Annotated in this window: 12 protein-coding genes; 7 read left to right on the plus strand and 5 right to left on the minus strand. The window is 72.2% G+C overall.

The features are described from left to right. Positions 1-32 precede the first annotated feature (32 nt). Positions 33-1,328, minus strand: a complete 1,296-nt coding sequence (locus ABZ321_RS50455) for an extracellular solute-binding protein (RefSeq protein ID WP_354903535.1) — start codon at positions 1,326-1,328, stop codon at positions 33-35. A 34-nt stretch (positions 1,329-1,362) separates the two neighbouring features. Further along, a complete protein-coding gene (locus tag ABZ321_RS50460) occupies positions 1,363-2,343 on the minus strand; it encodes a LacI family DNA-binding transcriptional regulator (protein ID WP_344504634.1) in 981 nt (326 codons plus the stop codon). A 146-nt stretch (positions 2,344-2,489) separates the two neighbouring features. Between ABZ321_RS50460 and ABZ321_RS50465 the strand changes: the two genes are divergently transcribed. The 7 genes from ABZ321_RS50465 (at position 2,490) to ABZ321_RS50495 (ending at position 10,573) form a co-directional block, all read left to right on the plus strand. Next, positions 2,490-3,707: a Gfo/Idh/MocA family oxidoreductase gene (locus tag ABZ321_RS50465; RefSeq protein ID WP_354903536.1), complete on the plus strand. Its 1,218-nt coding sequence runs from the start codon at positions 2,490-2,492 to the stop codon at positions 3,705-3,707. Then, positions 3,700-5,121 carry a glucuronate isomerase gene (gene uxaC, locus ABZ321_RS50470; protein WP_344504636.1) on the plus strand — a complete coding sequence of 474 codons (1,422 nt, stop codon included), beginning with the start codon at positions 3,700-3,702 and terminating at the stop codon, positions 5,119-5,121. The genes ABZ321_RS50465 and uxaC overlap by 8 nt, the downstream gene beginning before the upstream one ends. Then, positions 5,118-6,410 carry an enolase C-terminal domain-like protein gene (locus ABZ321_RS50475; protein WP_354903537.1) on the plus strand — a complete coding sequence of 431 codons (1,293 nt, stop codon included), beginning with the start codon at positions 5,118-5,120 and terminating at the stop codon, positions 6,408-6,410. The genes uxaC and ABZ321_RS50475 overlap by 4 nt, the downstream gene beginning before the upstream one ends. Beyond that, positions 6,398-7,702: a mannitol dehydrogenase family protein gene (locus tag ABZ321_RS50480; RefSeq protein ID WP_354903539.1), complete on the plus strand. Its 1,305-nt coding sequence runs from the start codon at positions 6,398-6,400 to the stop codon at positions 7,700-7,702. The genes ABZ321_RS50475 and ABZ321_RS50480 overlap by 13 nt, the downstream gene beginning before the upstream one ends. Beyond that, a complete protein-coding gene (locus ABZ321_RS50485; RefSeq protein ID WP_354903540.1) occupies positions 7,699-8,715 on the plus strand; it encodes a Gfo/Idh/MocA family oxidoreductase in 1,017 nt (338 codons plus the stop codon). Before ABZ321_RS50480 ends, ABZ321_RS50485 begins: the two co-directional genes overlap by 4 nt. Continuing rightward, positions 8,703-9,047, plus strand: a complete 345-nt coding sequence (locus ABZ321_RS50490; RefSeq protein WP_344504640.1) for a cupin domain-containing protein — start codon at positions 8,703-8,705, stop codon at positions 9,045-9,047. The genes ABZ321_RS50485 and ABZ321_RS50490 overlap by 13 nt, the downstream gene beginning before the upstream one ends. A gap of 143 nt (positions 9,048-9,190) precedes the next feature. Then, a complete protein-coding gene (locus tag ABZ321_RS50495; RefSeq protein ID WP_354903541.1) occupies positions 9,191-10,573 on the plus strand; it encodes a pectate lyase in 1,383 nt (460 codons plus the stop codon). Positions 10,574-10,613: 40 nt separating this feature from the next. On the opposite strand, the gene ABZ321_RS50500 is transcribed toward ABZ321_RS50495, so the two are convergent. From ABZ321_RS50500 to ABZ321_RS50510, 3 genes are all read right to left on the minus strand, one after another. Further along, complete coding sequence (locus tag ABZ321_RS50500) at positions 10,614-11,945, minus strand: FAD-dependent monooxygenase (protein ID WP_354903542.1); 1,332 nt, start codon at positions 11,943-11,945, stop codon at positions 10,614-10,616. A gap of 277 nt (positions 11,946-12,222) precedes the next feature. Next, positions 12,223-13,197, minus strand: coding sequence for a hypothetical protein (locus ABZ321_RS50505; RefSeq protein WP_354903543.1), 975 nt, complete (start codon positions 13,195-13,197; stop codon positions 12,223-12,225). Beyond that, the coding region (locus ABZ321_RS50510; protein ID WP_354903544.1) for a nitronate monooxygenase at positions 13,194-13,695 on the minus strand (502 nt) is incomplete at its 5' end. The genes ABZ321_RS50510 and ABZ321_RS50505, both read right to left, overlap by 4 nt.

Genomic DNA, 13,695 nt, shown 5'->3' on the forward strand with positions numbered 1-13,695 from the left:
CCGGCGCGGTGGTCAGCGCCACTGGAAGAGCCTCACTTCGAGATCGCGGACTTCGCGGCCGTGATGAAGGCCTCGGCGGCCTGCGCGGGGGTGGCCTTGCCGGCCTGCACCGACTCGGCGGCCTTGATGAGCTCGGAGCGCAGCGTGCTGTGCCCCTTCAGCGGGACCTGCGGCGAGGGCCCGAACGTCTTGCCGAGCGTGTTCTCCACCTCGATGGAGGTCTTCATCGACGCGTCGGTGACGGTGCCCAGCACCGAGGCGCGGATGTCGAGGTTCGGCGGCAGGCCGCGGTCGGTGCCGAGGACCTTGCCGACCTCCGGGTCGTTGGCGAGGAAGTTGATGACGTCGACCGCCACGTCCTTCTTGTCACTGCCCCGGTAGACGGAGAAGTAGAGCGCCGCGCGGGCCCACTGCGCCTTGGGGTCGCCGGGGTACGCCACGACGCCGAGCTCGTCCTTCGTGTTCTTCTGCAGCTCGGGCAGCTGGTTCACCCACACCCAGGAGGTAAGCGCTTTCCCGGTCACGACGAGTTGCTTGGTGATGTCTGTGGCGTTGCCCTCGCGGATCACGTCGGCGGTCGGTGTGGCCTTGCGGTCCCGGGCGCCCTTCCACAGGTCGAACCAGGCGGTCACGTCCTGCGCCGTGAAGCCGAGCTCCTTGTCCTTGTACAGGTCCTTGTTCTGCTGGCGCAGCCAGATCCAGAACGCCTTGTAGTCCGCGCTCGGGTCCTGCGTGCCGGGGACCTTCGTGGCCGTGGTCGCCGTCGCGGCCCAGTCGACGAACGCCTCCCACGTCATGCCGGTGGTCGGCAGCGGCTGGTTCGCCGCGGCGAGCTTGGTCTTGTTGAACACCAGGCCCTGCGTGTTCTCGCCGAACGCGACGCCGGCGAGCTTGCCGTCCACGACGCCGTACTTCCACAGGCTCTCGGGGAACTTCGACGTGTCGAGCTTGTTCGACTTCTGGTACGACGTCAGGTCCAGCGTGACGTTGCGCGACGCGTACTCGGTGAGGAAGTTGTCGTCGATCTGGAAGATGTCGGGTGCGTCGTTGCCCGCGGTGAGGGTGGCGAGCTTGTCGAAGTACCCCTGGTTGGCCTGCCACGTCTTCTTGAACGTGACGTTGGGGTGCTTCTTGGTGTAGAGCGCGAGCGCCTCTTCGGTGAGCTTGGCACGGGCGTCGCCGCCCCACCAGAAGATGCTCAGCTCGACGGGCTTGGTCGAGTCGACCGCTGGTGCCTCGCCGCCGTCGTCGCCGCAGGCGGCGAGCGGAGCGAGCAACACGGCTGCGACGGCGGTTGCCAGAAGTCTACGGCGGGGTGTTCCGGACATGGGGTGTCACTCCCTGACGGTGGAAGTCTCGGGATCAATGTGGGTTGGGCCCGGTCGAGTCGCGCACGATGAGCTCCGTCTGGAGCGTCACCAGCGCGTTCGTGCGGCGTTCGTCGTCGTGCTGCAGGAGCATGTCGACGGCCGCCCGCCCGGCGGCCGCGGTCGGGGTGGAGACCGTGGTCAGCTTGGGGCGGATCAGACGGCTGAGCGAGATGTCGTCGATGCCGACGACGCTGAGCTCACCCGGGACGCTGACGCCCCGGTCGTGGAGGGCTTCGAGCAGTCCGATCGCCATGAGGTCGTTGTAGGCCAGCACGGCGGTCGCTCCGGTGGCCAGCACGGCGTCGCACGCGGCGGCGCCGGCGGCCTCGGTCGGTTGGTGCGGTCCGAGCACGTTCAGGTTGGCCCCGGCGGCCTTCGCCGCGGCCGTCGCGGAGCGCCGGATCTCCCGGTTGGTCCATGAGCCACGCGGCCCGCCGAGCAGGGCGAGGTCGGTGTGGCCGAGACCGACGAGGTGCTCGATCGCGGCCTTCGCGCCGTTCGACACGTCCATCACCACCGCGGGGAGCCCGTCGACGGCCCGGTTCACCACGACCAGCGGCACCTCGCGGCGCAGCTTCTCGATCAGGTCGTTGCTCATGCGCGGGCTGCACAGCAGCACGCCGTCGACCTGCTTGGCGAGGGCCTGGACGAGCTGCTCCTCCATGACCGGGTCCTCGTTGGTGTCGGCGACGAAGAGGTGGTAGTCCCGCTGCCGGGCCTGCGACTCCGCCGCCTTGATCAGTGGTGGGAAGAACGGGTTGGCGATGTCGGCGACGATCAGGCCGATGTTGTGCGTCCGCCCGGTGATGAGCGCGCGGGCCGCACGGTTGGGCCGGTAGCCGAGGCTCTCCGCGGTGGACAGCACCCTGCTCCGGGTGTCGGGGTTGACCAGATGCGGTGCTGAGAACGTGCGCGACACGGTGGAGACATGGACGCCGGAGGCGCGGGCTACATCTCGAATAGTGGCGGGCACGGAGTCATTAATGCAAACGGTTGCTGCCATGTCAACGCCTGTGAATGCAGAAAATCCAGGGGTATTGACCCGACGTGCGGCGGTGGAGCACAGTATCGCTGCAACCCTTTGCAGTCGCCTGCAGCAGTTCCAGGGAGCGACAACCGATGCACACCCGCTACGCGATCGTCGGCACCGGATCGCGCGCTGAGATGTTCACGCGCGCACTCACCGGGCCGCATCGCGACACCTGCGCGCTCGTCGCGCTCGCCGATCCGGAGCCGCACCGCCTCGCCGTGCACAACGCGCGGCTGCCGGCGCCGGTCCCCACCTACCCAGCCACCGAGTTCCGCCGCATGCTGCACGAGGAGAAGGTCGACGTCGCGATCGTCACCACCGTGGACCGGTTCCACGACGAGTACATCGTGGCCGCTCTGGAGTCCGGCTGCGACGTGCTCACCGAGAAGCCGATGACGGTCGACGCGCAGCGCTGCGCCAGAATCCTCGACGCGGTGCGGCGAACGGGCCGCCGCGTCCGGGTGACCTTCAACTACCGGTACAACCCACTCCATGAAACTTTCAAGCGACTGATCGCGTCGGGCGAGATCGGCGAGGTCGGATCCGTGCACTTCGAGTGGCTGCTCGACGTGCGGCACGGCGCCGACTACTTCCGCCGCTGGCACCGCGACAAGGCCAACTCCGGCGGCCTGCTCGTGCACAAGTCCGGGCACCACTTCGACCTGGTCAACTGGTGGCTCGACGACGAGCCCGCCGAGGTCTACGCGCAGGGCCGGCTGTTCTTCTACGGCGAGGCCGGCGCCGGCGCCGGCGCGCCCCGGGACCGGTTCGCGCTCGGCAGTGACCCGCACCGCGACGAGCTGTACACCGGCACCAGCGACGGATACCAACGCGACCAGGACGTCTTCGCGCCGGGCGTCACCATCGAGGACGACCTCGCCGTCCTCGTCCGCTACGCGCGCGGCGCCACGATGACCTATCACCTGACCGCCTACGCCCCCTGGGAGGGCTACCGGGTGATGTTCAACGGCAGCAAGGGCCGCCTCGAGCTGGAGGTGGTCGAGAGCGACCACGTCGCGGCCGGGGCCACCGGGCTCATCAAGGGCGACGAGCCGGGCCGGGCCACGCTGCGCGTCCATCCACATTGGAGCGAGCCGCGCGAGATCCCGATCCCTTACGAGCGGGAGGGCCACGGCGGCGGCGACGCCCGCATGCTCGCCGACCTGCTCGGTAGGCCCGACAGCAACGATCAGGGGCACGGCGTCGCCGCAGCCGAGGCCGAGGACGGCGCCCGCGCGCTGCGCATCGGCCTGGCCGCCAACGAGTCCATCGCCCTCGGACTGCCCGTCAGGATTCGCAATGACTAAAACGCTGCTGCACGACGACCAGCTGCTGCCCGCCGAGCCCGGCCTCCGGTCGATCGCGCGGGAGCTGTACCGGCACGCGAAGGACCTCCCGCTCATCAGCCCGCACGGCCACGTCGACCCGGCGATCATCGCCGACGACCGGCCGTTCCCCGACCCGGCCAGGCTCATCGTCGTGCCCGACCACTACGTGACCCGGATGCTCGCCAGCCAGGGCATCGCCCCGCACGAGCTCGGCGTGCCGACCGTCGACGGCAGCCCCACCCAGACCGACGGGCGCACCATCTGGCGGCTCCTCGCCGCCAACTGGCACCTGTTCCGCGGCACCCCGTCGCGGCTGTGGACCGAACGGGTCCTCTGCGACGTCTTCGGCGTCACCGTGCCGCTGCGCGTCGACACCGCCGACCTCGTCTACGACCTGCTGTCCGAGCGTCTCGCCGACCCCGCGTTCCGGCCGCGGGCGCTGTTCGAGCGGTTCAACCTCGAGGTCCTCGCCACCACCGAGTCGCCGCTGTCGGACCTCACCGCGCACGCCAAGCTCGAGGCCGACGGCTGGGGCGGGCCGGGCGGGCGGGTCATCACCACGTTCCGCCCCGACGACGTCGTCGACTTCGAGTGGCCCGGCTGGGCCGGCCGGATCGAGCAGCTCGGCGTGACCACGTTCCCGCAGTTCCTGGAGCGGCTGCGGGAGCGGCGGCAGGCGTTCATCGCGGCCGGCGCCACCTCCAGCGACCACGGCCACCCGACCGCGGCGACCCTGGCGCTACCGGTCGCGCACGCCGCCGCGTTGTTCAACAAAGCCCTCACCGGCAAGGCCGACAGCCGCGACGCCGAGCGCTTCCGCGCGCACATGCTCGTCGAGTTCGCGCGGATGTCCGTCGAGGACGGCCTCGTCATGCAGCTGCACCCGGGCGCGGTCCGCAACCACAACACCGCCCTGTTCGCCCGGCACGGCCGCGACGTCGGCGGTGACATCCCCTCGCCGACGGAGTACGTGCGGTCGCTGAAGCCGCTGCTGGACGCGTTCGGCAATGACCCGCGCTTCCGGGTCGTGCTGTACACGCTGGACGAGACGGTGTTCACGAGGGAGCTCGCGCCGCTCGCCGGCGGCTACTCCGCGGTGTTCCTCGGCGCGCCCTGGTGGTTCCTGGACAGCCCCGAGGGGCTGCGCCGCTTCCGGGAGACGGTCACCGAGACGGCCGGCTTCGCCAACACCGCCGGGTTCGTCGACGACACCCGCGCGTTCTGCTCCATCCCCGTCCGGCACGACGTCGCCCGCCGTGTCGACGCCGGGTTCCTCGCCCGGCTCGTCGCCGAGCACCGCCTGCCCCTGGACGAGGCCGCCGAGACGATCGCGGACCTCGCCTACCACCTGCCCAAACGCGTCTACGCGCGCACCGTCGGAGGAGTTCGATGATCACCGGGTTGACCGTCCACGACGTCAGGTTCCCCACCGCCGCGGCGGGTGACGGGTCCGACGCGATCAACCGGGGCGACTACTCCGCCACCTACGTCGAGCTCACCACCGCCGAAGGCGTCACCGGCACCGGCCTCACGTTCACCAACGGCCGCGGCAACGAGATCACCTGCGCCGCCGTGCGGGCCCTCGAGCACCACGTCGTCGGCCACACCGTCGAGGAGCTGTGCACCGCCGAGGGGTCCCGCACCCTCACCGCCGACGTGCAGCTGCGCTGGCTCGGCCCGGAGAAGGGCGTCATCGCCCTCGCCGCCGGCGCCGTCCTCAACGCCGTGTGGGACCTGCGGGCCCGCCTCGCCGGCAAGCCCCTGTGGCAGCTGCTGGCCGAGCTGCCGACCGCGGACCTCCTCGCCGCCGTGGACTTCCAGCACATCACCGACGCCCTCACCCGCGACGAGGCCGCCGCCATCCTCGACAAGGGCCTGCCGGAGTACGAGGAGCGCCTCGCCCACGCGCGCGCCGCCGGCCTGCCCTCCTACACGACGTCGGTCGGCTGGCTCGGCTACCCGGACGACAAGGTCCGCGCGCTGACCCGGCAGGCCGTCGCCGACGGCTGGACCGCGGTGAAGATGAAGGTCGGCGGCGCCATCGACGACGACGTGCGCCGCGCCCGGATCATCCGGTCCGAGATCGGCCCCGACGCGCTGCTCATGCTCGACGCCAACCAGGTGTGGGACGTCGACGAGGCGATCGCCAACCTCGGCCAGCTCGCCGAGGTCGACCCGTACTGGATGGAGGAGCCGACCCACGCCGACGACGTCCTCGGCCACGCCCGCATCCAGCGGGCCCTCGACGGGATCACCGGCGGCCGGTGCCGCGTCGCGACCGGCGAGGTCGCCGCCAACCGGGTCATCTTCAAGCAGCTGCTGCAGGCCGACGCGATCCGCGTCATGCAGATCGACGCGTGCCGGGTCGCCGGCGTCGGCGAGGTCCTCGCCGAGCTGCTCATGGCGGCGAAGTTCGGTGTGCCGGTCTGCCCGCACGCCGGCGGCGTCGGGCTGTGCGAATACGTGCAGCACCTCGCGTTCTTCGACTACCTGCGGATCACCGGCAGCATGGAGGGCCGGATGGTGGAGTACGTCGACCACCTGCACGAGCACTTCACCGACCCGGTCACCGTCGTCGACGGCTGCTACCGGCTGCCGGTCAACCCCGGGTACAGCGTCGAGCTGCGCCCCGAGTCGATCGCCGAGTTCTCCTTCCCGGACGGGCCGGCATGGCGCGCCTGAGCCTCTCGACGCCCCTGAAGGTCGAGCCGCTCGTGCGGCCCGGCGACGTGGGCGCCGGCATCCTCCACTTCGGGCTCGGCGCGTTCCACCGGGCGCACCAGGCGGTGTACATCGAGGACGCGATCGCCAAGGGCGGCGGCGACTGGGGGATCGTCGGCGTCGCGCCCAGCTCCCGGAACGTCCTCGAGGCGCTGCGCGCGCAGGACATGCTGTACAGCGTGCTCACCGTCGACGGGCCGGACGCGAGCGCCCGGGTGGTCGGCGCGTTCGACAGCGTGCTGCACGCCGGGTCCGAGCCGGGTGCCGTCCTCGGCCGCATCGCCGACCCGGCGATCAAGGTCGTCACGTTCACCGTCACCGAGAAGGCCTACGCGCCCGGCTCCGCCGTGCTCGACCTGCTGGTGCGGGGGCTGCGGCTGCGGGAGACTCCGCTGGCGCTGGTCAGCTGCGACAACCTCAACGGCAACGGCGAGCTGCTGCGCGGCCTCGTCGGCGACGCGCTGCAGGACCCCGACGTCATGGAGCTGCTGAGCTTCCCGGGCACGATGGTCGACCGGATCGTGCCGGCCAGTACACCGGAGACCCTGGCGACGGTGGAGTCCCTCATCGGTGCCAGGGACGAGGCCGCCATCGCCGCCGAACCGTTCCGGGAGTGGGTCGTGCAGGACGACTTCCCGGGCGGGCGGCCCGCGCTGGAGCTCGCCGGCGTCACCCTCACCACCGACACCGCACCCTACGAGCTGCGCAAGCTCCGGGCGCTCAACAGCGTGCACTCCGCCCTGGCATACCTGGGCGTCCTCGCCGGCGCGCAGACCATCGACGCCGCCCTCGCGCTGCCCGGCTACCGCGCGGCGATGGAGGCGTTCATCGAGTCCGACATCGCGCCGACGCTGTCGCTGCCCGTTCACGAGTACGGGCAGCAGGTCCTCGGCCGCTTCGCCAACAGCGCGCTGCGCTACCGCACGCTGCAGGTCGCCGGGGACGGCAGCCAGAAGCTCCCGCAACGCCTGCTCGGCACCGTCGCCGACCGGCGCGCCGCGGGGGAGGTGCCGGTGTACGCCGCGCTCGTCCTCGCCGCCTGGATCCGGTTCGTCGGCGGCCGCGCCGACGACGGCACCGAGCTGCCCCTCAACGACCCCTTGGCCGACCGGCTGCGGGGTGCGTCCACGGAGCAGCGGCTCACCATGCTGTCCCCGGGGCTCGCCGACGACGCGCCGCTGCGCGCCGAGATCGAGCGGTGGCTGCGCGACCTGGAGCGGCACGGCGCCGCGGCCACCCTGGCGGCGCTGTGAGCGCCACCCCGACGATCGCGCTCATCGGGGCGTCCGGCCACGGGCGGCGGCACCGGCAGAACATCGCGGCGCTCGGTGACCGGGTCCGTCTCGTCGCCCTCGGCGAGGTCCAGCCGATGTTCGGCGAGGAGCTTCCCGTGTACGACGACCACCGGCTGCTCCTCGCCGAGCACAAGCCGGACTACGTCGTCATCTGCACCCCGCCGCACACCCACCTGGGGATCGCGCTGGACGCCGTGCACGCCGGCGCGGACCTGCTGCTGGAGAAGCCGCCGGTCCTCGACGTCGCCGCGCACGAGCGGCTGTCCGCGGCGCTCGCCGCGACCGGGCGGCGCTGCCAGGTCGGGTTCCAGGCGCTCGGCTCGCCGACCCTGCCCGCGCTCGCGGCGCTGGACCTCGGCGAGCTGACGCACATCGCGGTCGCCGGCGCGTGGTGGCGGCCGCTGTCGTACTGGACGCGTTCACCGTGGTCCGGCCGGCGCGCCGTCGACGGGGCCCTCGTGAACCCGTTCGCGCACGCGCTCATGCAGGCCCTCGCCATCGGCGGCGTCCGTCCACCGTGGACCCTGGAGCTGGAACGCTTCCGCAGCAGGGACATCGAGGTCGAGGACACCGCCGCGCTGCGGCTCACCCCCGCGGAAGGGCCCGTCGTGACGGTCGCGGTCACCCTCGCCTCGACCGAGTTCATCGCCGGCGACATCACCGTCACCGGCACCCGGGGAACCGCCCACGTGGTGTACCCGGAGGACCGCCTCGACGGCGCCGTCCTGCCGGGCAGGGTGTCGCTGCTGGAGAACCTGCTCTCCGGCGACCCCTTGCTGGCGCCGCTGTCGCGGACCCTGCCCTTCACGACCCTCGCCGAACAGATCATGGCCGCACCCGACCCCGTGCCGCTCGTCGGCGTGGCCCACGACGACGGCGTCGCCCTGCCCGGCATCGCCGACCTCGTGCGCGCCGCCGCCGCGCGGCACGCACTGCTCAGTGAAGTAGGAGACCTGCCATGCGCAAGCTGACCGTCGCCGACCTGCCCGACGGCGGGACCCCCGCCACCCTCGCCGCGATCGGCGCCGGCTGGGGTCCCGTCATCCGCGGCGGCATCAGCCGCTACGACGACGCCGGGCACCGCACCCACGCCGAGTCCGACCGGCACACCCACGACGTCCCCGAGATCTTCACCATCGTGCAGGGCAGCGGCCACGTCGAGATCGACGGCGCACGGGCGGACACGTTCCGCGCCGGTGACCTGCTCATCATCCCGCCCGGCGAGGACCACCACCTCGTCAGCGACGGCGACGTCCCCCTGGTTTTCACGTGGATGCACCTCGGGAGCCTTGACCAGGCATAGGTGCCGGTCTACGTTGCTACTAGGAATGCGCTTTCCTGAGCCGTTCCGTACAGCGCGCATCGGCTGACCCGCCCAGTCCGCCCACAGAGCCGTACACCCCGTGCACGCGACGCCCCCACCGATCTCCTTTCCGGAGGCATCGCATGGAACCACCCCGCAAGCACCGGCGCCGCCGGTGGCCGATCCTGGCCGCCGGTGTCGCCGCCTTCACCGCCGTCGCCGCGATCAGCACGCAGGTCGCGTTCGCCGCGACGCTGTTCAGCGACACGTTCGCCGACGGAAACACCAACGACTGGTCGAAGTCCGGCGGCACCTGGTCGGTCGTCGACGGCGCGATGCAGCAGAGCAGCGCGGGCAGCGAGAACGCCCGCAACTTCGCCGGCAGCACCTCGTGGACCAACTACACGGTCACCGCCCGGGTGAAGCCGCAGTCGCTGGCGTCGAACGGGTTCGTCGGGCTGCTCGCCCGCGCGAAGAGCTCGACGACCTTCTACCGGCTGGCGCTGCTGCCCGGCAACTCGGTGCAGCTGCAGGCGGTCAACAGCGGCTCGGTCACGGTCCTCGGCTCCGCCAGCCGCACGGTCAGCACCGGCAGCTGGTACACCCTCGGCATCACCGTCTCGGGCAGCAGCATCACCGGCAAGGTCGACGGCGCCACCATCGCCACCGGCACCAGCTCGGTGGCGGCGACCGGCCGGATCGGTGTGCAGACCGGCTACGCGTCGGCGTCCTTCGACGACGTGACGGTGACCGACGCCGCCGGACCTGGAACCAGCAACAGCCCCACCACGCCCGTTCCGACGGTCTCCGACACCCCGCCGACGTCGTCGTCCCCGCCGCCGCCCGGCAGCGGCTGGCCGACGAAGACCGGCGACGCGAGCGTCAGCGGCACCATCCCGGTGTCGGGCACGCTCGATGGTGGGATGAAGCGCTACTGCTGCATCGGTGACGGCGGGCAGAGCGAGAGCCAGGACCCGATGTTCGAGCTGGCCAACGGCGCGACCATCAAGAACGTCATCATCGGCGCGCCGGCCGGTGACGGTATCCACTGCCTCGGCACGTGCACGATCCAGAACGTGTGGTGGGAGGACGTGGGCGAGGACGCCGCGACGTTCCTCGGCACGGGCGGCGGCACCAGTTACGTGATCGGCGGCGGCGCGAAGTCGGCCAGCGACAAGGTGTTCCAGCACAACGGCAACGGCACGGTCAACATCTCCGGCTTCTACGTCGAGAACGCCGGCAAGCTGTACCGCGCCTGCGGCAACTGCACGAACTCCTACCAGCGCAACGTCGTGGTCAGCAACATCACCGTCAAGTCCACGAAGGTGATCGCCGGCATCAACACCAACTGGGGCGACACCGCGCGCTTCAGCCGCATCACGGTGGTGGGCGACAGCTCCCACAAGACGATCATCTGCGACAAGTACAAGGGCGTGCCGAAGGGCAGCGAGCCGAGCCACATCGGCAGCGGCCCGGACAGCACCAACTGCCTGTACAACCCGGACACCGACATCATCTGGGCGTGACCGGTCGGCGGAGGGGCCCGTGCGGGGCCCCTCCGTCTGGTTATGCGGAGACCTTCTGCCGCTGAGGCACCTGTACCGCGGCCGGTCGTTTGCGTCCGAACCACAGGGCCCGCGCGACGATGCCCGGGGCGAACAGGGCCGGCGGCGCCTGCATCAGGTTCGCCACCTGCAGGAACCGGCGCCCGACCGCGGCGCTGCGGCCCGACGCGGTCTGGATCTTCGCCACGTACGCGTTGAGGAACCGGGTCTTGCCGGTCCGCTCGCCCTGGACCTCCGGGTTGGCGAGGTCCGCGCCGACGGCGATGTCCCACGGCACGTCGACGACCTTCGCCGCCTTCGCGTAGAACCGGCGCGGCAGCCCCGCCCGGCCGGCCCGCAGCGCGTCGCGCAGCTCGATGGCCTCCGCGGCCGCGACGGTCATGCCCTGCCCGTAGGCGGGGTTGAAGGCGCAGATGGCGTCGCCGATCGCGACGAAGCCGTCCGGCAGACGGTCCATCCGCTCGTACCGCCGCCGCACGCTCGCCGGCAGCCGCATCCGCAGCGGCGGGCCGAGCGGCTCGGCCGTGCTGAGCAGCTCGTGCACCCGCGGGTCGGCCAGCTTCGCGGTGAACTCCGCGTAGGCGTCGGGGTCGGTCGGCGGCGCTTGGCCCGCGCCGACACCGAGCAGCGTCACCATCCACCGGTCGCCGTCCGCGGCGATCGCGACCGCGCCGAACGGGCGGCCGGCGTTGGGGGAGTTGACGACGGCCGCGAAGTCCTCCCGGCCGGGGACCCGGCGGTAGTCGCGGGACACGTAGACCGTGAGGGGGTCGACCCGCTCCTCGGCGGGCCGCTCGAACCCGAGCGCGGCGAGCCACGTCGGGCCGCGGTTGCCGCGCCCGGTCGCGTCGACGACGAGGTCCGCGGCGATGTCGTGCTCGCTGCCGCCGGCCGGCAGGACCTTCGCGCCGGTGACCTTCCGGCCGTCGAAGAGCAGGCCGGTCGCCTCGTGCCCGTCGAGGATCACGACGTTGGGCAGGGCGCGGACCCGGCGGCGGACCCCGGCCTCGATCAGCGGCCGGCTCACGCACAGCCCGGCCAGTCCCGACGCGACCCGGGGCATCGGCCGGTCGCCGGTGACCCACACGCAGTCGCGCATGAGGTCGACCGGGATCGCGCCCTCGGCGGTCAGCTCGGTGACGATGCCGGGGAAGAGCTCCTCGAGCACCTGCCGGCCCCTGGCCAGGAGCCCGTGCGAGTGCTCGCCCTGCGGCACGCCCTTGCGGCCGGCGGCGCCGGCGGGCAGGGTGTCGCGGTCAAAAATGGTGACGTTCGCAAATGATTCGCTCAGGACACGCGCGGCGAGCAGCCCGGCCATACTTGCTCCGAGCACGACGGCATGACCGGACCGGTCCTTGGGTGACAAGGGATCCTCCGGAGATGTGTGGTTGGCTGTGCGCTCACCGTAGCCACGGCGATTCCATCCACGGAAGCCTTCGTCACCGTCCGCAACGGGACAGTGGCCGCGCTCACGACCATGTATCAGCCCGCACGCTGCACGTTCGCCGCCCGCCTGTCGCGCACCTGACCACCGAGAGCATCCGTCGGGGACCCGAACTCACCGCGCGCCTCCGATGCGGGCCGGGGCCCGCCGCTCGCCTCCGGTGCGGTCAGAGCAGGCGGCGGAGGGCCGGGGCGAGGAGGCGGGCCATGGGGGCGTCGTCGGGCTGGGCCAGCGCCCAGTTCATCGCGCCGAGCATCCGGTGCGGCGGCGGATCCCCGGCGACCGCGGCCATGATCTCCTCGGCGGGGTAGGCGGCAAGCAGCCGCCGGCCTGTCTCGCCGCCGAGGCCGAACGCCGGGATCGGCACGGGCAGGGCACCGAGCCAGTCCAGGATCTCGGTCAGCGTCGCCCCGGCCGGTGGCGCCGGGTCGTCGGGTCCGGTCTCCTCCGGCACCAGGTCGAGCTTGAACGCCAGGGCCATGAAAAAGCCCGAGAGCTGCCCGGGCACGCCCCACCCGACGAGCCGCAGCCGCAATGCGGTCGGGTCGGCGACGTCGAGATGGTTGTGGAAGCGCTCCGCCTCCCAGGCGACGCTGCCGTGGCCGTGCAGGCGGGCCGTGCCGAGCAGCGCGCCGCCGACGTCGTGCAGGGTCAGGGTGAGGTTGCCGTGGCAGCGGCAGATGCCGCCGGTGTACCGGCCGGTGGTGGTCTCCCGGCGCAGCGCGTCGAGCTCGGCGGGGTCGGTGACGACGGCCAGGACACCGCCGTCGCCTGCAACACCGTCGCCGGTGTCGGACAGGACGCGCACCGAGGCGGTGGCGGGCCACACGCCGGCGAGCCAGCCGGTGACCGCCGCGAGCCGCCGCGGTGGCACCATCGTGCCGACGGTGTACTCGCCGTCGGGCAGGTCCGCGGACGGATCCCACACGAGGCGGGTCCCATCGCCGACAGCGATGGCAGCGACCAGCCACGTGGGGTGCGGACTGCCGTCGTGGTATTCGTCGTGCCAGGCGAACCGCTCGCGGACCTCGGCGGCGCCGTGGAGCACGCCCCGCTCGTCATCGGCGACACCCAGTGCGTCGAGCGCCGCGGCCGGCGGACCGTCGTGCCAGGTGGGGACGGGGGAGTCGGGCGCGGTCACAAAGACGCCGTCAGGGTGGCGATGACGGCGGCTGCGGAGCCGGTGGCCGCCTGGCGGTGCCCGGTGCCGGCCCACAGGTGCACGCGGTCCGTGTCGCCGGCCGCGGCGGCGGCCCTGCGCAGCGGGGCGGTCAGGTGGTGGACCTGCGGGTAGCCGTGGGGCGCGGTCGCGTCGTGCCGGTCGATGAAGCCGTTGCGCAGCGCCCGCGCCGGCCGGCCCGTGAACGCGCGGGTCACCACCGTGCCGTGCGCCGGCCACCCGGAGGCTGACTCCAGGGCGGCCCGGTGCGGGGCGGAGGTGCCGGCCTCGTCGGTGCGCAGCAGGGCCGTGCCGACCATGGTGGCGGTGGCGCCCGCGTGCAGGGCGGCGGCGACGTCCGCGGAGGTCGCGATGCCGCCGGCGGCGACGACCGGCAGGGGCACGGCGGCCCGGACCGCCGCGACCAGGTCGGGCAGCGGCACCGGCACCGTTGGCGGCGCCGACGGGGTCAGGGTCGCC

This window comes from Dactylosporangium sp. NPDC006015, assembly GCF_040614215.1.
Taxonomy (GTDB): Bacteria; Actinomycetota; Actinomycetes; order Mycobacteriales; family Micromonosporaceae; genus Dactylosporangium; species Dactylosporangium maewongense.

What these genes read in the sequence shown, in the direction of transcription:
- ABZ321_RS50455 (WP_354903535.1), bottom strand. Translation starts at nt 1,328, where the DNA reads ATGTCCGGAACACCCCGCCGTAGACTTCTGGCAACCGCCGTCGCAGCC.
- uxaC (WP_344504636.1), top strand. Translation starts at nt 3,700, where the DNA reads ATGACTAAAACGCTGCTGCACGACGACCAGCTGCTGCCCGCCGAGCCC.
- ABZ321_RS50465 (WP_354903536.1), top strand. Translation starts at nt 2,490, where the DNA reads ATGCACACCCGCTACGCGATCGTCGGCACCGGATCGCGCGCTGAGATG.
- ABZ321_RS50490 (WP_344504640.1), top strand. Translation starts at nt 8,703, where the DNA reads ATGCGCAAGCTGACCGTCGCCGACCTGCCCGACGGCGGGACCCCCGCC.
- ABZ321_RS50480 (WP_354903539.1), top strand. Translation starts at nt 6,398, where the DNA reads ATGGCGCGCCTGAGCCTCTCGACGCCCCTGAAGGTCGAGCCGCTCGTG.
- ABZ321_RS50495 (WP_354903541.1), top strand. Translation starts at nt 9,191, where the DNA reads ATGGAACCACCCCGCAAGCACCGGCGCCGCCGGTGGCCGATCCTGGCC.
- ABZ321_RS50475 (WP_354903537.1), top strand. Translation starts at nt 5,118, where the DNA reads ATGATCACCGGGTTGACCGTCCACGACGTCAGGTTCCCCACCGCCGCG.